The organism is Pararobbsia silviterrae, assembly GCF_003628125.1.
Classification (GTDB): Bacteria; Pseudomonadota; Gammaproteobacteria; order Burkholderiales; family Burkholderiaceae; genus Pararobbsia; species Pararobbsia silviterrae.
Map to the genome: position 1 here is coordinate 121,601 of NZ_RBZU01000015.1, position 26,650 is coordinate 148,250.

Consider the following 26,650-nt stretch of genomic DNA (forward strand, 5'->3'; position numbering starts at 1 on the left):
TCGGCTCGCGCGCTAAGCCGCGGCGTCAAATCACCTGAATATTGGCGGCTTGCTTGCCCTTCGGTCCTTGCTTGACTTCGAAGCTGACCTTCTGGTTCTCCTTGAGCGATTTGAAGCCTTCGCTCTTGATTTCCGAAAAGTGAGCGAACAGGTCTTCGCCCCCGCCGTCAGGCGTGATGAATCCGAAGCCCTTTTCGTCGTTGAACCACTTCACAGTGCCGGTAGCCATGATCTTGATCCTCAATACGGGGGTGCGTCGGATGGGGTCGTACGCTGCGCTCGACGCGTCGCGCGCTGATTTCGGAACGATGCCAAGTCGAACGGCCGCGTCACGCACTCGAAGCATAGCGCGCGCAAGCGGCAGCGCAAGGTCTCGTCAGCGTCTGCGCATCGGCGCGGGACGCGGCATGCTTGTGGCGCGTTCGTCCTTGTGACGAAAGTTGATACGCCCTTTCGTGAGATCGTAGACGGACAATTCGAGGGTCACGCGGTCTCCCGCGAGAATTCGAATATGGTTCTTGCGCATTCTGCCGGACGCATAGGCGGAGATGATCGCGCCGTTGTCGAGCGTGACCCGATAACGGCTATCGGGCAGGACTTCGTCAACAACGCCATCGAGTTCAATGAGTTCTTCTTTCGCCATGCAGGGCTCCAATTTGAAGGGCGGGAGTCCAGGGCGCCAGCGTATGCGTTCGTGCAATACGAGGTGCCCCTAGAGGACGCTTTGGGCGGGCGAATGACCAGTCGGCGACTGGCTTATCTAGCGCAACGACGTGGAGGTAGAGTGGCTTGGAGAGCCGAAACTGCGGATCACGGCGGGTAGTGGACGTATCCACCGAGGCGAAGTATGGGCTCTTCCGAGCCTTTTTGCCATCGACGATCTGCATCGCCTGCTGTTTCGGACGACCGGATCGCCCGCCTCAAGCGCATAAGCCGATCGATTCGGTCGAAATCGCCGATTTCGATGACCCCGCAATTTTTTCCGAATCGCGCGGCATGCATCGACAGATGTGGATGCAGGTACGGCTGCGGCTGCGGCTGCGGCTGCGGCTGCGGCTGCGGCTGCGGCTGCGGCTGCGGCTGCGGAATTATTGCAAAGCCCTCGCGTACGCGACGCCAATTTCGCGCAATCCGCCGCGTGAATTCCACCCTAAATCAACGCGTCAAAACGTGTCGATCGCCTATTCGACAAGCGTCGCTTGTCAATTGACGCATCCGAATTTGCCCGATATTGTCTCGTCCATGGCGAATTCCGAGTTCATTCATCCTGGCGTGATCGTTCGGCAGCACTGTCTAGAACGCTTCAACCTGTCCGTCACCGAGGCTGCGGCGGCGCTCGGCGTCAGCCGGCAAGCGCTGACCAATTTGCTTGGCGGAAAGGCATCCATTTCGCCGGAAATGGCGTTGCGGCTCGATAAAGCATTCGGCGGCGGCGCCGAAACCTGGCTCCAGCGCCAATTGCTTCACGACCTCGCGAAAGCCCGCCTCCGCCTCAACGAACTCAACGGCGTTCGCATGGTGACCGAACAACAATCCAGTTTGTTCTGAGGATGCGTCGGCATTCTTCGCGCTTCGCCCATCACGCCGAGCAAGACGCGCTTCGCCGACGGATCGGCTCGCAAACGCCTCTAAGCCGTCGCGAGACCTAAACCGCCGCGTGACACACCGCTTCGATATTGTGGCCATCGGGATCGCGCACGAACGCGCCGTAGTAATGCGGATGATAGTGCTCGCGCACACCTGGCCCGCCATTGTCACGGCCGCCCGCATCGATCGCCGCGCGATAGAACGCGTCGACCCGCGCGCGCGTGTCGACGCGAAACGCGATATGCACGGGCGGATCATTCGGCGTGCCGCGCGCCACCCAGAAATCGGCCTTGCCGTCCTCGCCATATCCCGCGACATCGGTATCGCCCGTCACCGCCGCCGGATATTCGGCAATCAACGCATAGCCGATCGCGCCCAATGCCGCCGAATAGAAAGCCTTGCTGCGTTCGAAATCGCTGACGACAACACCCGTGTGATCGATCATGCCCGCTCCTTGAGCCTGAAATCCGCTTGAATCCCGCTTGAAACCCGCCTGAATCGCACTCGCCCGTCTCTGCGCGTCGATACACGTATCCGCGTGACGCCGAATGCACGACATCGTCCGATTCGCCCGCCGAATCGGACCCGGGCGACGACCCTCGCGCGCGCCACGCACACGCCGTCGGCACGCGGCCAATCCCGCGCGGAATCTTCCGATCCTCTCGTAGCAAAACAAGCTCGCCGATCGAGCCTCGATGACCCGCCGGTGTCGCGCGGCGACATGCCACGATGTGTTCCATCCCAGTGCAACGGAACCCCTTTCGCGAGGCGCAACGAGTATGACCCATTCACGCTGGCCCCGGCCCAATACGACGCTTCGATATCGCAAGGGCGAACATCGCCGCAAGCATCGCGGCACATCGATGTCGCCGAGGATGGTGCTTCAAAAGGGCAACTATTGGATCGCGAAGTGTCCGCACACATTCTGCGAAGCGCACGCCGAGATGCTGCTTCAGCATGCGATCCCTGAATTCAGGCGCACGCTGCCCGATACGCCCTATCGCCTGTGGGCCTATTTCGACGGCGCGATCTACGCGGCCTGCTCGGACGACGGCGGCGCGACTTGGCACGGGTTTCCGCATGGTCCGCCCATGATGCCCCCGCCGAGACCGATCCTTCGCGAACTCGAATATCGAGCCGAATCCCTTGGAGAAACCGCAAGGCTGAACGCGTGGCTAAACACAACGTGGAAAACCCGACGCTGACGTTCGGCGCGCCCGACGGTCTGCATGGCGCGCTCCGATGGCGCAGCGGCTACGGGACGCAAGGTCCGGTCGGCAGGACTTGGGGCGATCTGTCGATCTCGATCGGCTCCGTCGATATCTGGGGTCGATCCGGCGCACACGCCGCATACGGCGCAACCGACACGATGACCTGGTGCTGGATCGATATGCTCGAATTCCTGCGCCGCGCATGGCCGTACCTGATCGAAGACGATACGTGTCCGATCCCCCTCGACCGCGACGATGCAAGGGCGGCGTCGCTCGTCGGACTCCGTACGCGCGCGTTCGAGCGCTGGCACGCGCAGCGCGACGCGATGACCGACGCGCAGATCGACGACGAAGACGCGCGGCTGCGCGACTTCATGGTGGTTCACGACCTCGGCGAAGCGCTCGCGGGCGCGTGCGCACCGCCGTTGATCCTGCTTAGGGATGGCGAGCGCATGCATGTGGCTTCGTCGAAGCAAGCGTGGTCGTTGCCTTTCGGCAGCACGATGTCGACGCTCGCGCAGCTCGGCGACGTCATCGCCGCACGCGTGCGCACGCTCATCGATCCAAGGTCGATACGCCTCTGCGCGCAATGGGATGCGCGCGGCACGCGAACGCGCGCGCCGTCGAGTCAATGCTCGCCGTCGCCGCCGAGCCAGACTTCAGGCAAATAAACGAAGGTGTCGGCGAGAAAGCCGGAATGGAAAAAGCCGCTCATCGCGTAGGTCACCGCGCGATCGAGCTGCGCATCGGCGGGACGTACCTCACGACTCGAGCGGCTTCGTGTGCCGGGCGCCGCGCCAGCGGCGCGGAATGTACAAACGGTCGTGGTTTCCAAGGCCGATGCGGCAGGCGATCCGACGACGCGATCGATCCCGGCCGATGCATCGGAGCCGTCGCCCGCCCGCATACCCGACAAGGCAGCGGCCGGCGCGCTCGATGCCTTGCGCATCTTCGCGGCCTCTTTGGCGGCGAGCTGTTTGGCGCGCGCTTCGGCGCCCGCGCGTTCGATACGGGCCGCCACCGCGCATGGGCATTCGGACGCCCCGTCATCATCCAGGCCGAGCCAGCGCTGGACGCGCGCGAGCAACGATATCGACTGGGGCGAGACGGGTGTCGGCATGGCAAATGCCCTCCACAACGGATATGGCTAATCTAGTCGCCCTAAATTAAAACTACAAACAAGGAATTCGAAATTCCATTCCTTGAATCCGACCCGAACGGTGTTTTCGTCGCGATGCATGGGGTTCGTTCGTTCATTTCGCCTCAAAACCCCATGCCGCACTCGCAATTTCACCCGATACCGCCGTATTCACATCCCTCCAATATCCGTGCCATTGCTTCGGATGAGGTTCACCGCGCTTGAATACCTCGGTCTTGCGGGGCGACTTTCAATGCGGGTCGGCATGCGCCGCGACGGGCCGCGAATCAGGGTCCCGACTCCGGGACACCGACTCAACATCACGGCTCGACCTTTCGTATCAGCGACCGCTAGATAATCGCGCCGCCGCCGTCGATCAGCACGGTGGAACCCGTCGCGAACGGCGTCGATGCGAGATAGACCACCGCGTTCGCGACATCCTCGGGTTCACCGACACGCTGAGCGGGCAAGCGCGCCGCGGCGCTCTCGTACATCGCCTTGCGCGCATCGTCGTTGAGCTTTTCCCAGAGCGGCGTCGCGATCAGTCCCGGCGAGACGGTGTTGACGCGTACGGGCGCAAGCTCGAGCGCCAGGCCGCGCGCGAGCGCCTCGACGGCCGCGTTGATCGCGCCTTGCAGCACCGATGTCTTGCTCGGCCGTATGCTCAGGAAGCCCGACACGAACGTCAGCGACGCGCCCTCGTTGAATCGCGCGGCGCGCGCGATCCGGTACGCGCCCCAGAATTTGCTCTCCATCGACGCATGCGCTTCGTCGAGCGTCAATTGCCGGATCGGTCCGGTCGACGTCTGCGCGGCCGAAATCACGATATGGTCGAACGCGCCCGCGCTTGCGAAAAACGCGTCGATCGCGCCCGCATCGACGGTATCGAGCACCACGGTCTGCGTGTTCGCGCCGATGCGCGCAGCCGCATCCTTGAGCTTCGCGGCACTGCGCGACGCAATGGTCACGTTCGCGCCTTGCGTGGCGAATGCCTTCGCCGTCGCTTCACCAATCCCCGAACTTCCGCCGACGACGAGCACTTTCTTGCCGGAAAACTGAGCCATATTCGACTGACCTCGTTCAAAGCGGTGCGCCCGATTGCGTACCGATGCAGAAAAGTACGCGAAATTCGATCACGGCGTGCGAACGCGATGTAGCAGTCATTTCACCGGCTGCAAGTACTCACTCACATCTTTGAAACCGCGCCGAGCGATACCCGAGCCGGCTAGCGCGTGGACTGCACCTCGCCGTCGAACGCGGCGGTCAGCCATTGCTGCCATAGCAGTTGGGCGGCGGTTTCGAGCACGGGCGCAAACGCATGGCTCTGCGAGCGCAGCGCATGAATATCGGTCCGCGCCTGCGCGAGTTCGCTTGCATGACCGACAAGCCAGCGTTCGAGGCGCTGCGCGGTGACCTCGGGATGAAATTGCAACCCGAGCGCGTAATCCCCGACCGCAAAAGCCTGATTCCGATATTGAGCGGTCGAAGCGAGCAACGTGGCCCCATCGGGAAGATCGAACGTATCGCCATGCCAATGCAGCACGCGCAAGCCGGGTTCGAGCACCGAATCGAACCACGGCGGCGCGACGACGCCCGGCACCGCTTGCACGGGCGCCCAGCCGATTTCCTTGCCCGCCGTCCCCGGATACACCTTCGCATCGAGCGCGGCGGCGAGCAGTTGTGCCCCGAGACAGATGCCGAGCGTCGGCAGACGCGCGGCAAGACGTTCACGGATCAATTCGATTTCTGGTCCGATAAACGGATAGGTTTCGCGCTCGTAGACGCCGATCGGACCGCCGAGCACGACGAGCAGATCCGCTTCCTCGGGATCGATCGCACGCAAATCGGCGGTACACGCATCGATCGACTCGATATCGAATCCCGCTTCGAGTAACGCGGGTTCGAGCGAACCGAGATCCTCGAACGCAACATGAGTAATGGCCAGGGCTCTGCGCATGATCGTGGAAATAGAAAGAGGTTCGATCCAGTGTAGGACCGATAAGCGAGCAAATATATTCGAATCGACGATTCCGCCAAATTTGCCGGACATTCGTTTTTTACGGGATGTCACACATCGCGACGCGACGTGAGACACCATGCGGTCCAAACCCGGACCCGATCTCAGTGTTCTGCGAAAACCCGCTTGGGTCGCGTACGATAGATTCGGGACGGCTTCGCGTTTTGCATAAACCGGTTTCGTGCGGACCTCATGCGAAGCCGACGGCGGCGTATCGCGCAGACGGACACGGTCCGCTTCGAATCCGATGCACCGCCGTCGAATACACCGAACAACAAAAGGAATCACCATGAAAATAGCGGTCATGGGCGCCGGCGCGGTCGGGTGCTACTACGGAGGCATGCTGGCGCGCGCGGGACACGAGGTCGTACTGATCGGCCGGCTCGAACACGTGATGGCCATCTCGAACGAAGGACTGCGGCTCCAGACGCAGACGTTCGACGAGCGCATCGGCGTCGCGGCCAGCACGCACGCGAGCGCGGCGCACGGTGCGGAACTCGTGCTGTTCTGCGTGAAATCGACCGATACCGAAGCGGCCGCGTGCGAACTCGAACCCCACCTGTCCGACACCACCCTCGTGCTCACGTTGCAGAACGGCGTCGAGAATGCCGAGCGCCTGCGCACGATCCTCAGGCAACCTGTCGCGGCCGCCGTGGTCTATGTCGCAACCGAAATGGCGGGCCCCGGTCACGTCCGGCATCATGGCCGCGGCGAACTCGTGATCGAGCCCTCGGAAAAAAGCGAAGCCGTCGCGCAGATGCTCACGGCCGCGCACGTGCCGACCACGATCTCGACGAACGTACGCGGCGAGCTCTGGGCGAAACTCGTGCTCAACTGCGCGTATAACGCGCTGTCGGCGATCACGCAAATGCCCTATGGCCAGCTCGCGCATCTGCCCGGCGTCGCGGCGTCGATGAACGATGTCGTCGCCGAATGTCTGGCCGTCGCGCAGGCCGACGGGGTGGTCATTCCAGGCGACGTCAACGCGGCCGTGCGCGGCATCGCCGAAACGATGCCCTCTCAGTATTCTTCGACGGCGCAGGATCTCGCGCGCGGCAAGCATTCGGAGATCGACCATTTGAACGGCCTCGTCGTGCGTCGCGGCGATGCGCTCGGCGTGCCGGTCACGGCAAACCGTCTGCTCCATACGATCGTCAAGGCGATCGAACGCAAGCACGAACGGGATGCGCGTCGTTAAGCGATGCAGCGGCTGCCGTTCACGGTTGAACCGGTTGCCGCTCACTGCGCCTACGCCGTGATCGTGACCACGTTGCACGGCCCGGCTTCGAAGCGCACACGGCCATCCGCTTTCATCGTGTCGGCAGTGTGCGCCCGCTTACTTCTGCAATAATCGCCGCTTACCCCTACCAGGAGTCCTTCGAATGTCCGCTCGTGACCGTATCGTTTCGCGTGTGCTGTTGACCAACGACGACGGCATCGACGCGCCGGGTCTCGCGGCGCTCGAAGCCGTCGCCGCGGACATCGCGGACGAAGTCTGGGTCGTCGCGCCCGAACACGATCAGAGCGGCACCTCGCATTCGATCAGTCTGCATTCGCCGCTGCGCGTAAGTCAGCAGGGCGAACGTCGCTTCGGCGTGGCCGGCACGCCCGGCGATTGCGTCGTGATGGGCGTGCGTCACCTGATGCTCGACGCCCCGCCGACGCTGATCCTCTCGGGGATCAATCGCGGCGGCAACCTCGGTGTCGAGACGATGTTTTCGGGGACCGTGGGCGCCGCGATGACGGGGCTGCTGCTCGGCCTCCCGTCGATTGCATTGAGCCAGACGTATCGCGACCCCGATCGCGTGCGCTGGGACACGGCCCGCGCGCTTGCGCCCGATGTCATCCGGACCTTGCTCGCGATCGCGCACGATGCGCCGACGTGCCTGAACGTCAATTTCCCCGATATCGACGCGGCCGACGCAGGCCCGTTGACGCCGACCCGGCAAGGCACGGGCCTGATCAAAGGCGTCAACGTGCTGCGCGAGGTCGACCCGCGCGGCATTCCGTATCACTGGCTCCAGTTCGAACGTGAACGGCGCGAGAACGCGCCCGATAGCGAGACCGCCGTCGTGGCCTCGGGACGCATCTCCGTCACGCCGCTGCACTTCGACCGCACGGCCGGCGACACCTTCGACGCGCTGCGCAGCGCCCTCAAGCGCGGCGACTAAAGCGCCTCGTCAATCGCGCCGCTCGAACGCGCGCTCGATCTTCTTGTCGGTCGTGTACTGGCTCAGCGCATAGACGGACCAGATGGCCGCCGGAATCCAGCCGATCACGGTCAGTTGGAGCACGAGGCAGATGAGTCCGGAAATCGGCCGGCCGATCGTGAAGAACTGCAGCCAGGGCACAATCAGAGCAAGCAAAAGTCGCATAAGGGTCCTTGGTGTCGCGAGGGCCGCCTCGATCGTGTCGCGGCGTCCTCGGTCGGATGAGCCATCAAAAGGTATGTGTGACGGATACAGACCATCCGTCTCATTCGCGCCGCGTCAACCGCTGACCTCGATATCGGAGAATCCCACGCCCGCGCGCTTGCGCACCTTGATCTGCACGGGGATCCGTTCCTTGAGGGCTTCGACATGACTGATCACGCCGATCATCTTGCCGCTCGCGTTCAGTGCATCGAGCGCATCGAGCGCGATGTCGAGCGTTTCGCCGTCGAGTGTACCGAAACCTTCATCGAGAAACAGCGAATCGATCGACGTCTTGTGACTCACAAGATCCGATAGCGCGAGCGCGAGTGCAAGACTCACGAGAAAACTCTCGCCGCCCGACAACGTTCGCGTATCGCGCGCGATATCGCCCTGCCAGGTATCGACGACTTCGAGCTCGAGTTCGCCGCCGAGCTTGCGATTCAACGCATACCGTCCATGCAACCGCACGAGCTGGCGATTCGCGAGATGAATCAAGTGATCGAGTGTGAGGCCCTGTGCAAACTTCCGGTATTTCGCGCCATCGGACGATCCGATCAGGCTATTGAGCCGCTGCCAGCCATCGACCGACACGCGCCGCGCGGCAAGCTGCTCGAACAAGGTCTTTCTCGCCTCGCGCTGTTGGTCGTCGGCCTGCAGTTGGGCCTTGATCTCGCCCTGGCGCTCCGTCAGATGACGTATCGCGGCCGTCAATGTGTCGCGTTCGCCCGACAGCGCATCGAGCGCAGCCTCGGTCTTCGCCTCGGCGCGCAATGCGTCGAGACGCCGGATCGCTGCCTGCCGGACGGCCTGGGTGTTGGAGACCGCCTCGTCGACACGTTTGCGCAATTGCTGGAGACGATCGCGCGCATCCGGCTCGATCAACGCCTGCGCGAACGCCGCTTCGTCGGCAAACGGACTCGCGGTCAACGCGCCGTCCCATTGCCGACGCGCCGATTCGTGCTCGCGCGCAAGCGCCTCGACACGCGCCGCCAGGCTTTGCACGGTGCCCGCGCACTCGCTGGCTCGACCCTGTGCGCGATCGAGCGCCACTTCGGCTTCGCCGAATGCGGCACGCGGATCGTCGACAGGCTCGATCGCATTGAAAACACGTGGGATCGCATCGGCACGCGCCTCATCGCCCAGAGCGTGCGAATCCAGCGTCGTTTCGCGCACCGATACGGCATCTTCATTGACAGCCGGCGTGTCCCGCGCGTCGTCGAGCCACAACGATCCCTGACCGTGTTCGTCGACGGCGATCTCGCGCCGCGCACTCGCGGATTCGCGCCGCACGCGTTCGGTGTCTCGCTCGGAGACGAACGCGTCCCAGCGCGCGCGCCATTTCTGCGCGCTCTGCCGCGCATCGTCGAGGCGTTGCGCGAGCACGTCCGCTTGACGCACGATCGACTGGCGCCGCTCGACGCGTTGCTGCCACGCGCTCCATTCAGCCTCGCGCTCCGCGAGCCATGCACGGGAATCGCTCCAGTCGTCGCGCTCGGCATACCCCGCCACGCCGACCGATGCGTTGAGCGCATGGGTGCGTGCATCGAGTTCAGTTCGGATCGCGGCCAGATTCGACATCGTCAACGTGTGCTGGTCGACAGCGCCCGAGCGCGCTTGCTCGATCAACTGAACCGCGTGGCGCGCATCGCCATCGGCCTTCTCCGCGGCAACGCGCGTGCGCGCCGCGACTTCCACCGCATTGCGCAGCGTCTCGATCTGCTTGAGCGTGGCCGCGATGTCGTCCACCGCGCGCGCATTGACGTCAATCGCCGCGATCAGACTCGCGCGGTCCGCGAGTTCGATACCCGATGTCTCGCGAAGCGCGGCCGCGCTCGTCGTATGGTCGGCATCCTCTTTGGCAAGCGATGCGCGACGCTGTCCGGTCGCTTCGATTTCGCCTTTCAACGCGGCAATCGCCTGCACGAGCGCGCGCACCCGCGCCTCGATCTCGGCAAGCTTGCCCCGCCGTTCATCGAGTTCGCGCTGCGTTTTCGACAGATCGAGCGCGTCGTATTCGGTGATCGCCGGATGCTCGGTCGAGCCGCAGAGCTCGCACGGCTCACCGGGCCGAAGCCATGCGCGGTACGCCGAAAGCTCGTGAATCCGGCGCTCCTGCTCGATGAGCTTTTCCTTGTCGCGTATCTGTTCCGCGATGCCGCGCCATTGCACGTCGGCCTGCTGATGCGCGTGCGTCTTGTCCGCCAATTCGCGTTCACGTCTCGCGAGCAGCGTATCGACTTCGGCGAGCGTGCGACGGATTTCTTCTTGTTTCGTCTCGATCTGTAACACTTGCTGCAACACACCGCGCCGCGTCTGAAGCGCTTGCCATTGCTCGCGCAGCGACGCCTCGTCGCGGCCCGCAAGCACCGCATTCAACGCGCTTTGCTGCTCGGCCTCGGCGTGGTGCGCGGCATCGCGTGCCTTCGACGCATCGGCCAGCGCCGACTGCGTCTGCTTGAGCTTCTCGTCGAGCGTGACGATCTGCGCGCCCTGTGCGCGCGCGCGCGCATCGCCGGCCTCGGCCTCCGCGATCCGCTGGCGGCGCAGATCGAGTTGCGCGCGCCAATCGGCGAGCGCCTCCCCGAGTTTCGCGCGCGCCGGATGTGCCGCGAGACTCGCGTCGATCGATGCGATATCGCGCCGCGCGTCGCTCACGTCGCGTTCGGCCTGCGTCGCGATCTGTCCGCGCAACTCGGCCGCGCGCCAGAGCGTGGCGGCCACGGTATCGATGGCTTCGCGCCGCTCGCGCCGAGCCTGTGCAAGTGCATCGACGGCCGACGTATGCGCACGCGACGCGCTCTGCCACGCCGCATGCACGGCGCGCAACTGCTCGGCGGGCTCGCTCGCCGCGAGTCGGTCGAGATCGGGCCGCGCCTCGGCAAGCGCCGTACGTGCGCGTTGTTCGGCATCGGCGGCCTGCCGATGTTCGAGGTCGGCTTTCGCGAGATCGTCGCGCCACTGAATCAGCGCCTGTACGGTCTGAAGCCTCGCGGTCTGCTGCGCCTCGGCCTTGCCGAGCTCGCCCGCCTCGTTCATCAGCGCGGCGCGTTGCGTGTCGTCGAGCAGGACGACGCCTTCGACGCGCGCCTGCAATGCATCGAGCGCCGACTTCTCTTCTCTTGCGCGCTCGAACACGCGCGTGGAAATCTGGCCGTAGATATCCGTACCGGTCAGCTCTTCGAGCAACTCGGCGCGTTCATTGGCCTTCGCATCGAGAAACGCGGCAAAGCCGCCTTGCGCGAGCATCATCGATTTCGTGAACCGGCCGAAATCGAGCCCCGTGATCGACTCGATCGAACGCAGCTTTTCCTGGATCTTGTCGGTGACGATCGTGCCGTCGAGATACGCAAGCTCGACCTTCGGCGCCTGCAGATTGCCGTCGGCCTTGTCGCGCGCGCGACGCTGGCTCCAGAACGCGCGATAACCACGGCCCTTGACCTCGAATTCGACCTCGGCCAGACACTCGAACGCGTGCCGCGTCATCAGCTCGTTGCCGCCCGCCGACACCGTTTCCATGCGCGGCGTGCGGTGATAGAGCGCGAGGCAGATCGCATCGAGCAGCGTCGTCTTGCCCGCGCCCGTGGGTCCAGTGATCGCAAACAGGCCATTACCCCGGAACGGTTCGCGCGTGAAGTCGATCTTCCACTCGCCTCTGAGCGAGTTCAGGTTCCGCAAACGCAATGTGAGGATTTTCATGCGCGCGGCGCCCCCGCCTCAGCGACGATTTCGCGGTAAAGCGCGGTCAATTGCGCGCGCACGGCATCGTCGAGCGTCTCGGTGTCGAGCCGCCGCGCAAACACGTCGTCGGGCGAAAGTTCGTCGAGCGTTTCTTTCGCATCGCCGCGCAGCGCCGCGACACTCGCGCCACGATCGCGCCGGATGCGCAGCACTTCGATCGGCAAGCCGTCGGTCAGCGCATCGATTCGCGCCTGCAGATCGCTCAGGTAATCGTCTTCGGCGACCACGACTTCGAGCCAGGCCGAACGACCCTCGCCCGCTTGTGCAGCCACCGACGGAAGCTGTTCCGCGAGCTGTTTCAAGGAGCCGCGAATCGACGCGAGCGGCTGGAAACACGGCACCGCGAGTGGCGTCACCGCGCGCAACGCGCCGTCCGCGAGTTCGACGATCAGCATTTCCTTTTGCTGGCGGGCCTCGTCGAAGCCGAGCGGAATCGGCGAACCGCTATAGCGGATATGGTCAAGGCCGCCGACGCGCTGAGGACGATGAATATGGCCGAGCGCGATGTAGTCGGCCGGCGGAAACGCGGTCGTGGGAAACGCTTCGAGCGAGCCGACGTAGATCTCGCGCACCGATTCGCTCGCGCTCGCGCCGACCGTGGTCAGATGCCCGGTCGCGACGATCGGCACGTGCACGCCGAGCGATTCGCGCTTGCGCACCGCCGACGCGAAAACGGCCTCGTAGTGGGCACGAATCGCTTCCTGCAGCGAGACCTGCTTGTCTTGCGCGGATTGCCCCGCGACGCTGAGCAAGACGTCGCGCGGCCGAATAAACGGAATCGCGCAGAGGATCGCGCCGGGATTGCCGTCACGATCGGCGAGCAGATGGACTTCGCGCGCGGGATCGTCCTCGACGGCCGGCACCACGACGGTATTCAGACGCTCGAGCAGCGCCCGCGATTCATGCATCGTCGCGACAGAGTCGTGATTTCCGGCGAGGATCGTGAGGCTCACGTGCGCATCGCGCAGCGCAACGATGAGCCGGTTATAGAGCTCGCGCGCATAGCTCGGCGGCGCGCCCGTATCGAAGATATCGCCCGCGATCAGCACCGCGTCGATATCGTGCGCGCCGACTTGCTCGACCAGCCATGCGATCAGCGACTCGTGCTCGGGCTGGCGGGACTTGCCCATGAAGTACTGACCGAAATGCCAGTCGGAGGTGTGCAGGATGCGCATCGATCGAGACTCAAGCGAAAACGAAGCAGAAATAAAGCGGAAAACATGAAGCGGCGAATGCGGCGCGCAAGCGATGCACCGATGTCCGGCGCGTCAGTGTCTCATTTCCGGTGCGCTCGATGAAGCCTTCACGATTTTCGCGCGCGCGGCCCCGCCTGCCGACAGCTCGAAGCCGGCATCGAATACGGCGACACGACATGAAAAACAGCGCGCGGACGGCTAAAGCTCGATCTCGCCGAGAATCCGGTGCGCGAGCGCCTTCGCTTCCTCGAACGCCTCGTTCTCCGACGCCGAGGTGCCCTCGACCTCGTAGACGGTATCGTCGGGATCTTCGCCGTCGTCACGGCTCAACTGGACCCACCCTTGATAGAGACCGTGGTCGAGCACCCGTACGTCGGCCTGTGCTTTGAACAGGCCCTTGATGTAGGTAACGGTTGACATCGCGCCTCCTGAAGGCAACAACAGGCCACCGCAATGGCCGCCTGTTCGACGCTTCGATTCGGGCCGCGACGGCGAGTTCATCGGCATGGAAAATATCGGAGCCGCGGCATTTCCAAAGCGCAGACACCACGCCAAAACGTCGAAAACGCCCGGCACCGAGCCGCGATCCCGCACACGATCGGTCATGCGCAACGCGCATGCCGCTCACGCATTTATTCCGGTGCTTGAAAAAACTCGACGCGGTTGCGTCCGGCCGCTTTCGCGGCGAGCAATGCGACGTCGGCATCGTCGAGCAGGCCGATCAGACCGAATGCCGAGTCGCGCATTTCGGCAACGCCGACGCTGATCGTCAATTGCCCGGCCGGCGAATCGAGGCCCGCGACGGCGGCGCGCAGGCGCTGCGCGACCTGCATGGCCGTGTGCGCGCGGCAATTCGGCAGCACGACCGCGAATTCATCGCCGCCGAGCCGCCCGAACACATCGATCGGACGCAGCCGATCCTGCAACGCGGTCGCGACGAGCACGAGCGCCGCATCGCCGACCAAGTGTCCGAACGCATCGTTGATGCTCTTGAATCGGTCGACGTCGATAAACAAGGCCGAGACGGCTTCGCCGCGATGCTGCGCGCGGCGCACGGCAAGATCGGCGAGCTCGTGGAACCGTTGCCGGACAAAAATACCGGTCAGATCGTCGGTGTGGGCCTGTTCGAGCAGCTTGCGTTCGAGCTGGTAGTGCGCATGCTGCAGGCGCGAAAAATAGACGTGAATGACCGCGGACGTGATCGTCGCGGTGAACACGTAGGTCAGCAGCTCGTAGAGGTCGATCTTCGACGCATGCAGCAACGCGAACGTCACGAACGGCGCGGTGACGGTGATGACGGTCGCCGCCGCGAAATGCCGATACGACATCCAGGCCGTACTCGTGACGACGGGCATCATCGCGAACGCGGGGATCACCCACGCGACGCCGAGCGTATTGGCCGACGCAAACACGCCGATGCCGATCTCGTAGACGCACAGAAACATGAACGCATACGCGACCCAGCCCTGCTGGGCGCGCTCGCGTTCGAGCGCGGCCGCGCTTGCGCCGATCGCCAGCGCGACGACGATCACGCGCCAAAGCAGTGAAATCTCGATCACGTCCGCGGCGAGCCCGATCAGGATCGCCGCGGCGTAGGCCACGCATCCGGCGCGCGTGATGCCGCGCACGATGGGGAGAAGGTGGCGTGTCTGGTAGTCCGCGAACGACCGGTCAGCCGAGTTGATGCTCGCGGCTGCATGCGATGCGGGCGCTTGCGCGCGCGCCCGGTCGTCGTTGACGGTCGTGCTCATCAGAACTAACCCCGTAGTCTGCTTGTACGAGCCGCCATTGTAGGGGGAATTCGGGCCCCGCTCTGTCTGGGACACCGCATCCCGCTACGACCGGAAAAAACCGGCCGACAACGGACTTAGCTCGGAAAAAATATATACCGCGTGACGAAAAGCACCGCGACGACCCACGCCGCGGGATGCACTTCCTTCGCGCGTCCCGTGAACAGCTTGAGCACGGCGTAAGAAATAAAGCCAAACGCCAGACCCGTTGCAATCGAGTACGTGAACGGCATCGCCAGCGCGGTCAGCGCGGCCGGCGTCGCTTCGGTCACGTCGCTCCAGTCGACGTCGAGCAATTCGCGCAACATCAGACCTGCCACGTATAGCAAAGCGGGTGCCACGGCATACGCGGGCACGGCCCCCGCGAACGGACTCACGAGCAGCGCAAGGAGAAACAGCACGCCGACCGTCAACGCGGTCAGACCCGTACGGCCGCCTGCCTGCACGCCCGACGCGCTTTCGACGTAGGCGGTCGTGCTGCTCGTACCGAGCAGCGAGCCGCAGAAAATCGCGATCGAATCGGCGAATAGCGCGCGGCCGAGGCCCTTGTAACGATCGCCTTCGAGCAAGCCCGCGCGGCGTGCGACACCCATCAGCGTACCGGTCGCGTCAAACACCTCGACGAGCACGAACACGAGGATCACATGCGCGAAGCCGCCGTGCAGCGCACCCGCGATATCGAGCTTGAAGAGCGTCGGCGCAATCGACGGCGGCGCCGCGACGATGCCGTGGAACGGGCTCAGGCCGAGCGCGATCGAAACGACCGTCACGGCCAGAATGCCGATCAGGATTGCGCCGCGCACACGCAGCGCATCGAGCACGGCAATCAGCAGAAAGCCGAACACCGCGAGCAATGCGTGCGGCGAATGGAGATTGCCGAGCGTGACCTTCGTGGCCTGACTCGCGACGACGACCTCCGCATTGCTCAGTGCGATGATCGCGAGGAACAGACCGATCCCCGCGCCGATCGCGCAGCGCAGCGATTTGGGCACGCCCGCGATAAGCCAGCTCCGGATGCCCGTGACGGTCAGCACGATGAAAATGCAGCCCGAAATAAATACCGCGCCGAGCGCCTGTTGCCACGTGTAGCCCATCGCGCCGACGACGGTAAACGCGAAGAAGGCGTTCAGGCCCATGCCGGGCGCCATGCCGATCGGATAGTTCGCGACAAAGGCCATCACGAACGATCCGATCGCCGCGGCGAGGCAGGTCGCGACAAAGACGGCCCCGTGATCCATGCCGGTGGTCGACAGAATCGCGGGGTTCACGAAAATGATGTACGACATCGTCAAAAACGTCGTCAGGCCGGCAATGATTTCCGTGCGGACATTGCTGCCGTTTTCGTCGAGACGAAACAGCGAGTTGAGCATCGAGGTCACTCCTTGCGCAATCAGCGGTGCAAAAGCGGCCCGAAGGACGCGCCTTGCTTGTTGTTATGAAAAAAATCGGTGGAGCGCGGGCCATGTCGGACGGCCACACGTGGAACGCACCGGCCACGCTGCACTAAAATGTGCGCTGCGTCATGCCATGCGATCTTCGGGCGAACGTGGCGCGTGCCTGGCACTCGCCTGGCACGTGCGTAACACGCTCAAGGCGCGCCGGGCGCGATACGGTGTCCGAGGACACGCATACCGGCCGCCACGCGAACCCGCGCGCGACAACCGTCGCGCGTTACCGCTGAAATCCGGCCGCTGGCGCCGGGCGCGACACGCGCCAAGCATTCCGTACAGCCATGACATCACACTCCCCCACGCGATCCGCGCCGTCACCGACCGATCTGTTCGATCAGCGCCACGACGACTGGACGCGCGACCCCCGCCGCGCCTTTGACGCATGGCTCGTCAAACAGGCGTTCCGGCGTTCGTCGGCCGAAGTCTATCAGGCGCAGTGGAACCATTTCATCGATTGGCTCGAATTGCGCGGCCGTTCGATGGCGAACATCGATGCCGGGCTCGTCGGCGAGTTCCTTGACAGCCTTGCGACGCGCAAGCAGCAACGCACGCGGTATTTGAGGCTCATTGAACGTGTTTACGACCATCTTGCTAAACATGTCGCCGAACTCCCGAACCCCGCGCGCGGAGCGGCGCTCAAACCCGCGCCCGATACGCATTGGCAATTGGCCAGCGAGAACGAACCGACGGGCTTCCTGAATGCCGACGAACGCGCGGCGCTTGCGGCGCGCATGCACGCGCCCTTGCCCCGGAGCCCGGGCGCGCGCTGGCGCGCCTTGCGCGATCGCGCGCTCGTCGGCGTGTTTCTCGGCGCCGGGCTCAAGACCGGCGAGGCGCAGGCGCTGCCCGAGCACAGCCTCGCGCGGGCCGACGGCTGGCTCGAAATCGGCAACGCCGATCCGCGCCTGACGCGACGGATCTGTCCGGCGCCGTTCGCACGCGCCGCATTCGAGGCGTGGCTCGCCGTACGCGCGGAGATGCGCACGCGCGGCGCGCTCGCGTTTCCGTCCGGCATCGACGGCCGGCCGATGCACAAGGCCACCGTGTTGCGCGCGATCGATGCCGAAGTCGAAGCCGCAGGCATCACGGCGTCGAGGACGCAGCGCGCAAGCCCGCAGACGATGCGCAATGCATTCGCGGCGAGCCTGTTCGAAAGCGGCACGCCGCCCGAGCAGGTCGCGCAGTGGCTCGGCATGGAACAGCTCGAGTCCGCCGTGCGTTTACAGATGCAATGGCAAGCCTGGCGGCGCAACGAGACGGACGCATGATCGACACGAGGACGCGTATGACGCAACCCCGACACCCAACGCCGCGTGTCACGCAACGCGCACGCGCATACGCGAAGTTCGGCCGCGCGTGCGTCGTGTCGGCGGCGCTCGCGAGTCTCGCCGCATGCACGGCCGTGCGCGTGGTCACGCACACGGTCGATACCACATTGGCGCAAGCGCCCGCGGGCACTTACCAGATGGATGCCGACCACTGGAGCATCGTCTTCGATGTCGAGCATCTCAAGTATTCGCGCTTCGTCATGCGCTTCGACCGCGCGAAAGCGACGCTGCAGCTCGATCCGAATGCGCCCGGCAACAACTCGGTCAAGGTCGCGATCGACGCGACGAGCCTCGACACGAACGTCAAGGCGCTCGACAAGATCGTCATGGGAGACAGCCTGCTCGACGCCGCGCGCGCGCCGTCGATCACGTTCGAGTCGACGCGTTTCATACCGACGGGCCCCGGGACGGGCAAACTGACCGGCAATCTGACGATCCGCGGCAAAACCGCGCCTGTCGAACTCGATGTCGTGTTCAATGGCTCGGCGCCGAATCCGTTGACGCGCGCGCCAACGGTCGGCTTCGCGGCGACGGGCGCGTTCGACCGGTCCGCGTTCGGCCTCACCGCATGGTATCCGGCCGTCGGCAACGATATTCATGTCCGGATCCAGGCCGAATTCGAGCAGCCGGCGCCGGGCGCCGCGCGTGACGCAAGCGACGCGACTGCGAATTGACGGGCGGCTTTCAAGCCCATCGCGCGTCCCGCTTATTGCACGGACGCTTTCGGCCCCTTGCAGGCCACGAGCAGGCCGCGGCCGTCGCTGCCGTCACGCCGATCGATCACGTCGTATTGCGAAGCGGGACACAGCGCCTGAGCGCGCTGCTGGCACAGGCTCCAGTCGGCGCCCGAGCAATCGACCATCGTCGTCGGACGGCCGTCCGACGTGAACAGCGGATAGGATGAACTGCACGCCGCAAGCGTAGCGAGCGCGGCCATCGATGCGAGCCACAGGCTGACCTTCATGTTATGTGTGCGTCCCGAGGTGTGTTGGCACGCATGGTAGCGTGAGTGCGCGCCGATCAGAATTGCAATCCGTTACACCGTGGGGTCGAGGCCCCGGAGCGCTTGCCTCGTCCCGGCACGCGCCTTGCACGCGCGCACGCATTCATGGCATCCTCGCGGGATGGACCACACGCCCGACACCCTTAGCCGTTATTGGTGGCGCTCCTGAGCGAGCGGCGCGTCGTCACATCCCCAACACGACTCTGTCCGCTGCACATCGGCTGACAGGGTGCGCATCGAGCGTCCGGTCTGCCGGATGCAGCGGTTTTCAAAGGAAAATCGCGCATGTCCCAAGCCCCGCAAACGGCACAGCAGCCCGTGATCCTGACGGGCGATCGTCCGACAGGGCCGCTTCACCTCGGTCACTTCGTCGGTTCGCTGCGCAGCCGGGTCGAACTCCAGCACACGCATCGCCAGCACGTCCTGCTTGCCGACACGCAAGCCATGACCGACAACGCGCACGATCCCGACAAGGTCCGCCGCAACGTGCTCGAAGTCGCGCTCGACTATCTGGCCGTCGGCATCGACCCGGCGCTCACGACGATCGCCGTGCAATCGCATCTGCCCGCGCTCGCGGAACTGACGCTGCTCTACCTGAATTTCGTGACCGTCGCGCGCCTCGAACGCAATCCGACGATCAAGGAAGAAATCCACGCGCGCGGCTTCGGTCGCGATATTCCCGCGGGGTTTCTCTGCTACCCCGTCGCGCAAGCGGCCGACATTACCGGCTTCAAGGCGCAAGTCGTGCCGGTCGGCGAGGATCAGGCCCCGCTCATCGAACAGACGAACGAGATCGTCCGCCGCATCAATCGCCAGGTCGACGCCGAATTGCTGCCCGAAGCGCAGGCGCTGATTCCCGAAATGGGTCGTCTGCCCGGGATCGACGGCAAGGCGAAGATGAGCAAGTCGCTCGGCAATTCGATCCCGCTGTCGTCGACGGCCGACGAAATCACGCATGCCGTCAAGCAGATGTACACGGATCCGAACCATCTGCGCGCGTCCGATCCGGGCACGGTCGAAGGCAATGTTGTATTCACGTACCTCGACGTGTTCGATCCGCGCAAGGAAGAAGTCGAAGCGCTCAAGGACCATTACCGGCGCGGCGGCCTCGGCGACATGGTCGTCAAGCGTCGACTCGAGGAAGTACTGCAAAACCTGCTGGCCCCGATCCGCGAACGCCGCACACAACTCGCGGCCGATCCCGGCTATGTCTTCGGCATCCTGCGCGAGGGCACGCGCAAGTCGCAGGACATCACGCAAGCGACGCTCGACGAAGTACGCGGCGCGCTCGGCACGTTCTCGTTCGACCGGAGCTGAACGCATCGAACCACGCGCTTCGCGAACGGCCGTCGTTCGTGAAGCGCGCGGCATTCGCGCCGGCCATGCGCGCGCGACATCCTCGCGTTCAAGCGCGATCGCCGGCCATGGCCTTGCAAAATGGAATCGACAGGGAAGATCGGTCTACCCGAATCCGCTGAACCGTCATCGAATTCGGAAATCGACATGCATCGACGCGCGACAAGGCGTCGTAAGGCCTAACCGGATAATTACGAACGCTTGAAGAAATCAGGCGTCTGTCCTGCGCGCACGGCCCGCAACAACCATTCGGGCATCGGCCCTGAACCATCCCACGAATTGCCCGACGCATCCGCGTATTGAACGACGCCCGGCGTCGGCTTCGGCATGGCCGGCATACCGGCCTTCGGCAATGCGGGCTCGGGCTCCGCGACCGTTTCTTCTTCGGCGGGCATCAAATGCTCAGCCGTAATTCCGTACTCATCCATTCGTCGCCGGATGTACTTGATAATGCGCTCGCGCACGAGTTCGTCCATGATGCTCCTTCATTCACGCCATGCGCCAACGGATGGCGTTTCATTGTATCGAGTCGTTCTGATTCGACAAAGTTCTAAACAGCCTGACACCGACGGTTCGCGGGTCTCGCGCCGTTCTCGTGCGTCATCTCCGAAACATGCGCAGGCGCGTCACGCCTCGCGATCGAATGGCGTGGCCGTGCGCCGCGCCGATCGCACCCACATCGCGTGCGACCTCATTCAGCGCTCATTGTGCCGCGTCATTATTTAAAAATAGCGGAACTCGCGGGCCCGGTAAGGGGTCATCCTTTCATGATGTTTACAATACTTCGACATCGGATCCGATAGCGCACATCCCGCGTCATTTCATATGCGACAGCCGACGAATATCACGATGCACGCGCCGAAAAAACACCCTCAACACCGCACTCTTCGATATCGCACATGACTGTTATCGCTCCGACCCCGTCTCCGCGCCGCAAGCGCACGCTGCCCACGATCGTGTTCATGTCGCGCTGGCTTCAGGTCCCGCTTTATCTGGGCCTCATTGTCGCGCAAGCGCTCTATGTCTTTTTATTTCTCAAGGAAGTCTGGCACCTGACTGTGACGATCGGTACGCTCAATGAAACGACAATCATGCTGTCGGTACTTGGACTGATCGACGTCGTGATGATTTCGAATCTGCTGATCATGGTCATTATCGGCGGATACGAAACGTTCGTGTCGCGACTCGGCATCGAGGGCCATCCCGATGAGCCCGAATGGCTCGATCACGTGAATGCAGGCGTGCTCAAGGTCAAGTTGTCGATGGCGCTGATCAGCATCTCGTCCATCCATCTGCTCAAGACTTTCATCGATGTCGACAATCGTAGCAGTACGGCGGTCATGTGGCAGGTCATGATTCACGTTGCATTCCTGGTCTCGGCCATCGCGATGGCGTGGGTCGATCGGATTACGACGCACGCGAACGTCAAGCATCACGATGCGCTTGCGCACGACCTCCATCACGGGTCCGAGCACGAGGCGGTCGCGCATCGACGTGTGTCGAAGATCGAGCCGCTCGGCGACACGCGCATGCAGTCGTAGCCCGCTTCGGCATTCGCGTCCTCCGCACGCCCTGATGCCGCGCGCACTGATCCGTAGCGCGCTCGATAAAAATCGCTTGCTATTACATCGCACACGACCTAATATCCTTTCCATGAAACAGCCAGCCACACCCCTCTCGATCGATCCGAAGACGGCTCTGCTGCTCGACCAGCAGATCTGCTTCGCGCTGTACTCGACGTCGCTCGCGATGACGAAGATCTATCGCAAGGTGTTGGCCGAGCTCGGACTGACGTACCCGCAGTATCTGGTTATGATGGTTTTGTGGGAAAGAGATGAGATCACGGTATCGGAAATCGGCGAGCGCCTGTTTCTCGATTCCGCGACGCTGACCCCGCTGCTCAAGCGCATCGAAGCGCTCGGCCTGATCACACGTGCGCGTGCCATCAAGGACGAACGTCAGGTGATCGTGACGTTGACGAGCGCGGGCAAGAAATTGCGCAAGCAGGCCGAAAGCATTCCGCTGTCGATCCTCTGCGCAACGGGCTGCGCGCCCGCGGAACTCGTCGAAATCCGCGACAGCCTCGGCAAGCTGCGCAGCAAACTCATCGATGCGGAGCAAGGCAGTTAGTCAGGCAAATCGACGGGTCGATCGGGCGTCGCAAACCTGGCGAACCCGATAACCCGGTGACATTCGGATGGAACATCACCCGAGTGTCGTGCAGCAAATATGTCGCACGCGATTTAATCGCCTACGACAGCAGGATGGGACAGGCGGTCGAACCCGTTCGAAAGGATCGGGCGGACCCGTGTCCTCCGTGTGAAGCAGTCCCTTTATCCGACCTTATGGAGTTTGAAAATGGCACTCGAAAAAGTTCTCTACACCGCACATGCAAAGTCGACCGGCGGCCGTGACGGCAAATCGGTTTCGTCGGACGGCGTCCTCGACGTCAAGCTCACGACCCCGAAGGAACTCGGCGGCGCGGGCGGCGTAGGCACGAACCCCGAACAACTGTTCGCGGCCGGCTACTCGGCGTGCTTCATCGGTGCAATCAAGTTCGTCGGCGCGCGCGACAAGATCGCGATTCCGGCCGACGCATCGATCGACGCGAGCGTCGGCATCGGTCAAATCCCGAACGGCTTCGGCATCCAGGTCGAACTCAAGGTCTCGTTGCCGGGCCTCGACCGCGCGACGGCCGAAGACGTCGTGAAGAAGGCACACATCGTGTGCCCGTATTCGAACGCGACGCGCGGCAATATCGACGTCAACCTCGTCGTTCTTTAAGCGGCAATGCCTCCGATGCGCGACGCGATAGCGTCACGCATCGCGTGCGACATCAAGGGCGATCGGATGCTTCGATCGCCCTAGTTCTTTTCGGCGGGCGGCGTCGCGTGCGTCGCATAGTCTTCGAAGCGGCCCTTGCAAAGCGCAAAGCCGTCGTTCCATCCCTGCAGATAATCGGCATCGGGCCGCTGCGGCGCATCCTTCGCGAACGAGTAATCGGGGTTACCCGCCGACTTGTTGCCTGACGCGCACCCGTCGACGTGCCCGTCGATATACTCGTTCGAGAAGCCCTTGCCCTGCAGCGACGCGCGGTCGGCCTTGAGCTCGGGCGATTCGAAATCGGACACCGGAATCTGCGGCAACGTGCACGCGGCCAGGCTGGCAAGAACGGAAACGGCAAGAACAGCACGCATACGGAACGGCATGGCGATCAAATTCCCCGTAGAGATCGGAAGCGGATTCCGCGATTGTATTCGACCTGCGCAAATGCCCGAATTCCACACGTTGGACACACGGTCTCGCGTGTTCGTCAAACGCGTGTCGCCGACGCCACGAAAGCGATCAGTCGGCATCCCTACACAGTTTCGACATGCTCGGCACGATGTGCCGTCATCCATGCCAACCGCGTTCTCGACGCGCGTAGTTTCTACCTGAAATTGGCGGAAAAAAGCGATACCCAATTGCGATGCACACGAATCATTTGTGTGTAAGTGCGCCGAAGACAGTTTCAAACGCGAGCCCGCCATCGACGTCGTGCGACACCATCGATTCGTATAGCCGGTTTCACACAATTGCCTCGCCTGCTCTCCATGATGTCCGCACACAAAGCAGCAGGGGACAACAATGAGAATGTCTTTTCCGCTGTGCGCCGCGATCCTCGTATCCGGCGCGCTGGCGGGCTGTGGCGATGGCGCGTCGGTCGCGACATCGCAGATCGCGCCGAGTGCCGCGGCGCCCTCGCAGCCCGCTCCCAACGCAAGCACGAATAGCATGGCGCGCGCATCGATCAACGATCCCGCGCCGGCGCTGTCCGCATCGCACGATACCGATCCGCGTTCCGCGTTGGCGACGAACGCGCCGATCGATCCGCCGTCCTCCCCGACGACGATGTCACCGGGTGTCGTCGCGAGCGTCGATCCCTCGCCGCTCGTCGCGCATCGCGCGAACTTCACGGTGTTCGCCGCGCAGTCCGCGGACAACCCCGAAGTGCAGGTCCAACCCGTCGTCCATTACGCGCCGGATACGTCCGACACGCCTTGAACGCCGGGCTGTCTCGCAGCCCTTGCAAGTCCCCCACACTCCACCGATCTCTAACGAGAGGGTTACTCATGTCTTCTTTCGACCGTCGCCGTTTCCTCAAGACGAGTGCGTCGTCCGCCGGCGCTGCCGCCGCGCTCGCGATGATGCCCGAATCCATTCGCCGCGCGCTCGCGATCCCCGCGAACAACCAGACCGGCACGATCCGAGACGTCGAGCACATCGTCGTCTTCATGCAGGAGAACCGCTCGTTCGACCACTACTACGGGCACCTGCGCGGCGTGCGCGGTTACAACGACCGCTTCCCCATCACGCTGCCCAACGGCAACCCGGTCTGGTTCCAGCCGTCGAAGGAGAACACCGCGACGCCGGTCCTGCCGTTCCGCCTCAACACGCAAACGACAAGCGCGATGTGCGTGGGCGATCTCGACCATAGCTGGTATCCGACCCACTATGCGATCAACGGCGGCAAGTACGATCAGTGGCCCGCGAACAAGACGGACATGACGATGGGCTATTACGTCCGCGAAGACATTCCGTTCCACTACGCGCTCGCCGATGCGTTCACCGTCTGCGATCACTACTTCTGCTCGCTGCCCGGCCCGACGCACCCGAACCGCATGTATCTGATGACGGGCTGGGTCGATCCGACGGGCAAGTACGGCGGCCCGCTGCTCGACAACAACGATGCGGTCGACGGCGACGTGCCGCCGACCTGGGCCCTGCTCTCGTGGACGACGTATCCCGAGCGCCTGCAGGCCGCGGGCATTTCGTGGCAGGTCTATCAGCAAGGCGTCAACGGCAACGATCCGGTCAACGGCAACTACGGCACGAATGCGTTACCGAACTTCGTGCAGTTCATCAATGCACCGGCAACGTCGCCGCTGACGCTGCGCGGCAATTCGGTCCGCACGATCGCGCAACTCAAGGCCGACGTGCAGGCGAATCAACTGCCGCAGGTCTCGTGGCTGCTGCCGCCGGCCGTTTATTCGGAGCATCCGAAGTACACGCCGGCCTACGGCGCCGAATACACGTCGCAAATCCTCGATGCGCTGACGTCGAACCCCGAGGTCTGGAGCAAGACCGTGCTCTTCATCATGTATGACGAGAACGACGGCTTCTTCGATCACCTCGTGCCGCCCCAACCGCCGCTGTCGTCGACGCAAGGCGCATCGACGGTCGGGTTCAGCGACGAAATCCACACGGTCGTCAATCCGCTGCGCGGCGGCTCCTACACGGACGACGGTCTGCCGTACGGCCTCGGACCGCGTGTGCCGATGACCGTCGTCTCGCCGTGGAGCAAGGGCGGCTTCGTCAATTCGCAGGTGTTCGATCACACGTCGGTGATCCGCTTCATCGAAGCGCGTTTCGGCGTCGGCGAGCCGAATATCTCGAACTGGCGTCGCACGGTGAGCGGCGATCTGACCTCGGCGTTTGACTTCCGCTCGCCCGACGCGAGCTTCCCGACGCTGCCCGACACGAGCAACTATCTGACGGAGTCCGACGCATCGTGCCTGCTGCCCGCGCCGACCGTGCCCGCCACGCCGAGCACGACGACGATCGAAGCGCAGGAACCCGGCATTCGGCCCGCGCGTCCGCTGCCTTATGAACTGCATGCAAACGGTCAAGTCGAGGAAAGCCAGAAGTTCGCGATCCAGCTCGCCAATACCGGCGAATGGGGCGCTCACTTCTATATCTACTCGACCAATCGTACCGACGGTCCGTGGAGCTACACGGTCGGCGCCGGCAAGAAGCTCAAGGCTGAATTCGACGTGTCGAGCACGAGCGGCGTCTACGCATTCACGGTCCATGGCCCGAACGGCTTCGTGCGTCAGTTCGAAGGGACGGTACCGGCAAACGGCACGAGCCAGAAGACGGCACAGCCCGAAGTCAAGGTCGGCTACGACGTCGCGAACGGCAACCTGTACCTGACGATCACGAATGCGGGCCGCGCATCGGTCAAGCTCACGGTCACCGACAACGCATACGGTGCAGCCGCGCGCCATTTCGTGCTGCCGTCGGAAGGTTTCGTCGAAGCGCCGTGGCAATTGCAGTCGAGCTATCACTGGTACGACCTCACGGTCAGCGACGGCAATGGCTTCGTGCGCCGGGTCGCGGGTCACGTCGAGAACGGCCGCGCGAGCTATTCGGATCCTGCCGCGACGCAGCCTGTCACGACCGAAGTCGCAAGCGTCGAGACGGCAGCCGAAACGCTGCGCGTCTGACGTTGAGACGCGTCGCGAGACACCGATTCTCACGCGAGTGAATGCTGTGTAGAGGCCGTCCAAGCATCGCGATGGACGGCAGCTTGCGCGGCGACGCCGGTACGGGCGGGGCCCTCCGTCAAGGAGGGCCCCGCCTTTTTTATCCACGACCGAGC

28 protein-coding genes are annotated in these 26,650 nt (G+C 63.6%); 13 read left to right on the forward strand and 15 right to left on the reverse strand.

Annotated features, from left to right (window positions below; translation table 11 throughout):
* Positions 1–25 precede the first annotated feature (25 nt).
* Positions 26–229: a cold-shock protein gene (locus D7S86_RS25090; protein ID WP_121090582.1), complete on the reverse strand. Its 204-nt coding sequence runs from the start codon at positions 227–229 to the stop codon at positions 26–28.
* A 147-nt stretch (positions 230–376) separates the two neighbouring features.
* On the reverse strand, positions 377–643 hold the full coding sequence (gene infA, locus D7S86_RS25095) for a translation initiation factor IF-1 (RefSeq protein WP_121090584.1): 267 nt from the start codon (positions 641–643) through the stop codon (positions 377–379).
* Positions 644–822: 179 nt separating this feature from the next.
* On the opposite strand from infA, the gene D7S86_RS30350 reads away from it, so the two are divergent.
* Positions 823–1,548, forward strand: a complete 726-nt coding sequence (locus D7S86_RS30350) for a HigA family addiction module antitoxin (protein WP_240648402.1) — start codon at positions 823–825, stop codon at positions 1,546–1,548.
* 97 nt (positions 1,549–1,645) lie between these two features.
* Here the strand turns inward: D7S86_RS30350 and D7S86_RS25110 are convergent, their stop codons facing one another.
* Positions 1,646–2,032 (reverse strand): VOC family protein, encoded by a 387-nt coding sequence (locus D7S86_RS25110; protein ID WP_121090588.1) that lies wholly within the window; start codon positions 2,030–2,032, stop codon positions 1,646–1,648.
* A 334-nt stretch (positions 2,033–2,366) separates the two neighbouring features.
* Here D7S86_RS25110 and D7S86_RS25115 point away from each other — a divergent pair, with 334 nt between their 5' ends.
* Complete coding sequence (locus D7S86_RS25115) at positions 2,367–2,792, forward strand: hypothetical protein (protein WP_121090590.1); 426 nt, start codon at positions 2,367–2,369, stop codon at positions 2,790–2,792.
* A complete protein-coding gene (locus tag D7S86_RS25120; RefSeq protein WP_147432469.1) occupies positions 2,759–3,469 on the forward strand; it encodes a hypothetical protein in 711 nt (236 codons plus the stop codon). The genes D7S86_RS25115 and D7S86_RS25120 overlap by 34 nt, the downstream gene beginning before the upstream one ends.
* On the opposite strand, the gene D7S86_RS25125 is transcribed toward D7S86_RS25120, so the two are convergent.
* From D7S86_RS25125 to D7S86_RS25135, 3 genes are all read right to left on the reverse strand, one after another.
* The gene (locus D7S86_RS25125; protein ID WP_121090594.1) at positions 3,427–3,918 is read right to left on the reverse strand and encodes a hypothetical protein; all 492 of its coding nucleotides are present in this window, start codon (positions 3,916–3,918) and stop codon (positions 3,427–3,429) included. The genes D7S86_RS25120 and D7S86_RS25125 overlap by 43 nt on opposite strands.
* A 368-nt stretch (positions 3,919–4,286) precedes the next feature.
* Positions 4,287–5,000, reverse strand: coding sequence for an SDR family oxidoreductase (locus D7S86_RS25130; protein WP_121090596.1), 714 nt, complete (start codon positions 4,998–5,000; stop codon positions 4,287–4,289).
* 161 nt (positions 5,001–5,161) lie between these two features.
* Positions 5,162–5,893 (reverse strand): glutamine amidotransferase, encoded by a 732-nt coding sequence (locus tag D7S86_RS25135; protein ID WP_121090598.1) that lies wholly within the window; start codon positions 5,891–5,893, stop codon positions 5,162–5,164.
* Positions 5,894–6,242: 349 nt separating this feature from the next.
* Between D7S86_RS25135 and D7S86_RS25140 the strand changes: the two genes are divergently transcribed.
* Together D7S86_RS25140 and surE are read left to right on the forward strand one after the other, a co-directional pair.
* Positions 6,243–7,151: a ketopantoate reductase family protein gene (locus tag D7S86_RS25140; RefSeq protein WP_121090600.1), complete on the forward strand. Its 909-nt coding sequence runs from the start codon at positions 6,243–6,245 to the stop codon at positions 7,149–7,151.
* A 184-nt stretch (positions 7,152–7,335) separates the two neighbouring features.
* Positions 7,336–8,124, forward strand: a complete 789-nt coding sequence (gene surE, locus D7S86_RS25145) for a 5'/3'-nucleotidase SurE (protein ID WP_121090602.1) — start codon at positions 7,336–7,338, stop codon at positions 8,122–8,124.
* A gap of 9 nt (positions 8,125–8,133) precedes the next feature.
* Here surE and D7S86_RS25150 read toward each other — a convergent pair whose 3' ends face one another.
* The 6 genes from D7S86_RS25150 to D7S86_RS25175 form a co-directional block, all read right to left on the reverse strand.
* Entirely contained in the window at positions 8,134–8,328 is a 195-nt protein-coding gene (locus tag D7S86_RS25150) for a YqaE/Pmp3 family membrane protein (RefSeq protein WP_121090604.1), read from the reverse strand.
* 114 nt (positions 8,329–8,442) lie between these two features.
* Positions 8,443–12,063, reverse strand: a complete 3,621-nt coding sequence (locus tag D7S86_RS25155; protein WP_121090606.1) for an AAA family ATPase — start codon at positions 12,061–12,063, stop codon at positions 8,443–8,445.
* On the reverse strand, positions 12,060–13,280 hold the full coding sequence (sbcD, locus tag D7S86_RS25160; RefSeq protein ID WP_121090608.1) for an exonuclease subunit SbcD: 1,221 nt from the start codon (positions 13,278–13,280) through the stop codon (positions 12,060–12,062). Before sbcD ends, D7S86_RS25155 begins: the two co-directional genes overlap by 4 nt.
* Positions 13,281–13,499: 219 nt before the next feature.
* A complete protein-coding gene (locus tag D7S86_RS25165) occupies positions 13,500–13,721 on the reverse strand; it encodes a hypothetical protein (RefSeq protein WP_121090610.1) in 222 nt (73 codons plus the stop codon).
* Positions 13,722–13,933: 212 nt separating this feature from the next.
* Positions 13,934–15,052 carry a GGDEF domain-containing protein gene (locus D7S86_RS25170; protein ID WP_121090612.1) on the reverse strand — a complete coding sequence of 373 codons (1,119 nt, stop codon included), beginning with the start codon at positions 15,050–15,052 and terminating at the stop codon, positions 13,934–13,936.
* A gap of 116 nt (positions 15,053–15,168) precedes the next feature.
* Positions 15,169–16,461: an NCS2 family permease gene (locus tag D7S86_RS25175; protein ID WP_121090614.1), complete on the reverse strand. Its 1,293-nt coding sequence runs from the start codon at positions 16,459–16,461 to the stop codon at positions 15,169–15,171.
* Between the two features lie 362 nt (positions 16,462–16,823).
* Here D7S86_RS25175 and D7S86_RS25180 point away from each other — a divergent pair, with 362 nt between their 5' ends.
* Complete coding sequence (locus D7S86_RS25180) at positions 16,824–17,810, forward strand: tyrosine-type recombinase/integrase (RefSeq protein WP_121090616.1); 987 nt, start codon at positions 16,824–16,826, stop codon at positions 17,808–17,810.
* Between the two features lie 17 nt (positions 17,811–17,827).
* Complete coding sequence (locus D7S86_RS25185; protein ID WP_121090618.1) at positions 17,828–18,544, forward strand: YceI family protein; 717 nt, start codon at positions 17,828–17,830, stop codon at positions 18,542–18,544.
* 32 nt (positions 18,545–18,576) lie between these two features.
* Here D7S86_RS25185 and D7S86_RS25190 read toward each other — a convergent pair whose 3' ends face one another.
* Positions 18,577–18,834, reverse strand: coding sequence for a YgdI/YgdR family lipoprotein (locus tag D7S86_RS25190; protein WP_240648403.1), 258 nt, complete (start codon positions 18,832–18,834; stop codon positions 18,577–18,579).
* 324 nt (positions 18,835–19,158) lie between these two features.
* Here D7S86_RS25190 and trpS point away from each other — a divergent pair, with 324 nt between their 5' ends.
* Complete coding sequence (trpS, locus tag D7S86_RS25195; RefSeq protein ID WP_121090620.1) at positions 19,159–20,190, forward strand: tryptophan--tRNA ligase; 1,032 nt, start codon at positions 19,159–19,161, stop codon at positions 20,188–20,190.
* Between the two features lie 230 nt (positions 20,191–20,420).
* Here trpS and D7S86_RS25200 read toward each other — a convergent pair whose 3' ends face one another.
* On the reverse strand, positions 20,421–20,624 hold the full coding sequence (locus D7S86_RS25200; protein WP_420813304.1) for a hypothetical protein: 204 nt from the start codon (positions 20,622–20,624) through the stop codon (positions 20,421–20,423).
* Positions 20,625–21,128: 504 nt separating this feature from the next.
* Here D7S86_RS25200 and D7S86_RS25205 point away from each other — a divergent pair.
* The 3 genes from D7S86_RS25205 to D7S86_RS25215 all read left to right on the forward strand — a co-directional run bounded on the left by D7S86_RS25205 (position 21,129) and on the right by D7S86_RS25215 (position 23,013).
* Positions 21,129–21,770: a TIGR00645 family protein gene (locus tag D7S86_RS25205; protein ID WP_121090631.1), complete on the forward strand. Its 642-nt coding sequence runs from the start codon at positions 21,129–21,131 to the stop codon at positions 21,768–21,770.
* Positions 21,771–21,882: 112 nt separating this feature from the next.
* A complete protein-coding gene (locus D7S86_RS25210) occupies positions 21,883–22,359 on the forward strand; it encodes a MarR family winged helix-turn-helix transcriptional regulator (RefSeq protein WP_121090633.1) in 477 nt (158 codons plus the stop codon).
* A 228-nt stretch (positions 22,360–22,587) separates the two neighbouring features.
* Positions 22,588–23,013, forward strand: a complete 426-nt coding sequence (locus D7S86_RS25215) for an organic hydroperoxide resistance protein (RefSeq protein ID WP_121090635.1) — start codon at positions 22,588–22,590, stop codon at positions 23,011–23,013.
* 80 nt (positions 23,014–23,093) lie between these two features.
* Here D7S86_RS25215 and D7S86_RS25220 read toward each other — a convergent pair whose 3' ends face one another.
* The gene (locus tag D7S86_RS25220) at positions 23,094–23,426 is read right to left on the reverse strand and encodes a hypothetical protein (RefSeq protein WP_147432470.1); all 333 of its coding nucleotides are present in this window, start codon (positions 23,424–23,426) and stop codon (positions 23,094–23,096) included.
* 430 nt (positions 23,427–23,856) lie between these two features.
* Here D7S86_RS25220 and D7S86_RS25225 point away from each other — a divergent pair, with 430 nt between their 5' ends.
* On the forward strand, positions 23,857–24,273 hold the full coding sequence (locus D7S86_RS25225; protein WP_147432471.1) for a hypothetical protein: 417 nt from the start codon (positions 23,857–23,859) through the stop codon (positions 24,271–24,273).
* Between the two features lie 68 nt (positions 24,274–24,341).
* Complete coding sequence (locus D7S86_RS25230; RefSeq protein ID WP_121090641.1) at positions 24,342–26,495, forward strand: phosphocholine-specific phospholipase C; 2,154 nt, start codon at positions 24,342–24,344, stop codon at positions 26,493–26,495.
* The last annotated feature ends 155 nt before the right edge of the window (positions 26,496–26,650 follow it).

What these genes read in the sequence shown, in the direction of transcription:
- D7S86_RS25090 (WP_121090582.1), bottom strand. Translation starts at nt 229, where the DNA reads ATGGCTACCGGCACTGTGAAGTGGTTCAACGACGAAAAGGGCTTCGGA.
- infA (WP_121090584.1), bottom strand. Translation starts at nt 643, where the DNA reads ATGGCGAAAGAAGAACTCATTGAACTCGATGGCGTTGTTGACGAAGTC.
- D7S86_RS25110 (WP_121090588.1), bottom strand. Translation starts at nt 2,032, where the DNA reads ATGATCGATCACACGGGTGTTGTCGTCAGCGATTTCGAACGCAGCAAG.
- D7S86_RS25115 (WP_121090590.1), top strand. Translation starts at nt 2,367, where the DNA reads ATGACCCATTCACGCTGGCCCCGGCCCAATACGACGCTTCGATATCGC.
- D7S86_RS25125 (WP_121090594.1), bottom strand. Translation starts at nt 3,918, where the DNA reads ATGCCGACACCCGTCTCGCCCCAGTCGATATCGTTGCTCGCGCGCGTC.
- D7S86_RS25130 (WP_121090596.1), bottom strand. Translation starts at nt 5,000, where the DNA reads ATGGCTCAGTTTTCCGGCAAGAAAGTGCTCGTCGTCGGCGGAAGTTCG.
- D7S86_RS25135 (WP_121090598.1), bottom strand. Translation starts at nt 5,893, where the DNA reads ATGCGCAGAGCCCTGGCCATTACTCATGTTGCGTTCGAGGATCTCGGT.
- D7S86_RS25140 (WP_121090600.1), top strand. Translation starts at nt 6,243, where the DNA reads ATGAAAATAGCGGTCATGGGCGCCGGCGCGGTCGGGTGCTACTACGGA.
- surE (WP_121090602.1), top strand. Translation starts at nt 7,336, where the DNA reads ATGTCCGCTCGTGACCGTATCGTTTCGCGTGTGCTGTTGACCAACGAC.
- D7S86_RS25150 (WP_121090604.1), bottom strand. Translation starts at nt 8,328, where the DNA reads ATGCGACTTTTGCTTGCTCTGATTGTGCCCTGGCTGCAGTTCTTCACG.
- D7S86_RS25155 (WP_121090606.1), bottom strand. Translation starts at nt 12,063, where the DNA reads ATGAAAATCCTCACATTGCGTTTGCGGAACCTGAACTCGCTCAGAGGC.
- sbcD (WP_121090608.1), bottom strand. Translation starts at nt 13,280, where the DNA reads ATGCGCATCCTGCACACCTCCGACTGGCATTTCGGTCAGTACTTCATG.
- D7S86_RS25165 (WP_121090610.1), bottom strand. Translation starts at nt 13,721, where the DNA reads ATGTCAACCGTTACCTACATCAAGGGCCTGTTCAAAGCACAGGCCGAC.
- D7S86_RS25170 (WP_121090612.1), bottom strand. Translation starts at nt 15,052, where the DNA reads ATGAGCACGACCGTCAACGACGACCGGGCGCGCGCGCAAGCGCCCGCA.
- D7S86_RS25175 (WP_121090614.1), bottom strand. Translation starts at nt 16,461, where the DNA reads ATGCTCAACTCGCTGTTTCGTCTCGACGAAAACGGCAGCAATGTCCGC.
- D7S86_RS25180 (WP_121090616.1), top strand. Translation starts at nt 16,824, where the DNA reads ATGACATCACACTCCCCCACGCGATCCGCGCCGTCACCGACCGATCTG.
- D7S86_RS25185 (WP_121090618.1), top strand. Translation starts at nt 17,828, where the DNA reads ATGACGCAACCCCGACACCCAACGCCGCGTGTCACGCAACGCGCACGC.
- D7S86_RS25190 (WP_240648403.1), bottom strand. Translation starts at nt 18,834, where the DNA reads ATGAAGGTCAGCCTGTGGCTCGCATCGATGGCCGCGCTCGCTACGCTT.
- trpS (WP_121090620.1), top strand. Translation starts at nt 19,159, where the DNA reads ATGTCCCAAGCCCCGCAAACGGCACAGCAGCCCGTGATCCTGACGGGC.
- D7S86_RS25200 (WP_420813304.1), bottom strand. Translation starts at nt 20,624, where the DNA reads ATGCCCGCCGAAGAAGAAACGGTCGCGGAGCCCGAGCCCGCATTGCCG.
- D7S86_RS25205 (WP_121090631.1), top strand. Translation starts at nt 21,129, where the DNA reads ATGACTGTTATCGCTCCGACCCCGTCTCCGCGCCGCAAGCGCACGCTG.
- D7S86_RS25210 (WP_121090633.1), top strand. Translation starts at nt 21,883, where the DNA reads ATGAAACAGCCAGCCACACCCCTCTCGATCGATCCGAAGACGGCTCTG.
- D7S86_RS25215 (WP_121090635.1), top strand. Translation starts at nt 22,588, where the DNA reads ATGGCACTCGAAAAAGTTCTCTACACCGCACATGCAAAGTCGACCGGC.
- D7S86_RS25220 (WP_147432470.1), bottom strand. Translation starts at nt 23,426, where the DNA reads ATGCGTGCTGTTCTTGCCGTTTCCGTTCTTGCCAGCCTGGCCGCGTGC.
- D7S86_RS25225 (WP_147432471.1), top strand. Translation starts at nt 23,857, where the DNA reads ATGAGAATGTCTTTTCCGCTGTGCGCCGCGATCCTCGTATCCGGCGCG.
- D7S86_RS25230 (WP_121090641.1), top strand. Translation starts at nt 24,342, where the DNA reads ATGTCTTCTTTCGACCGTCGCCGTTTCCTCAAGACGAGTGCGTCGTCC.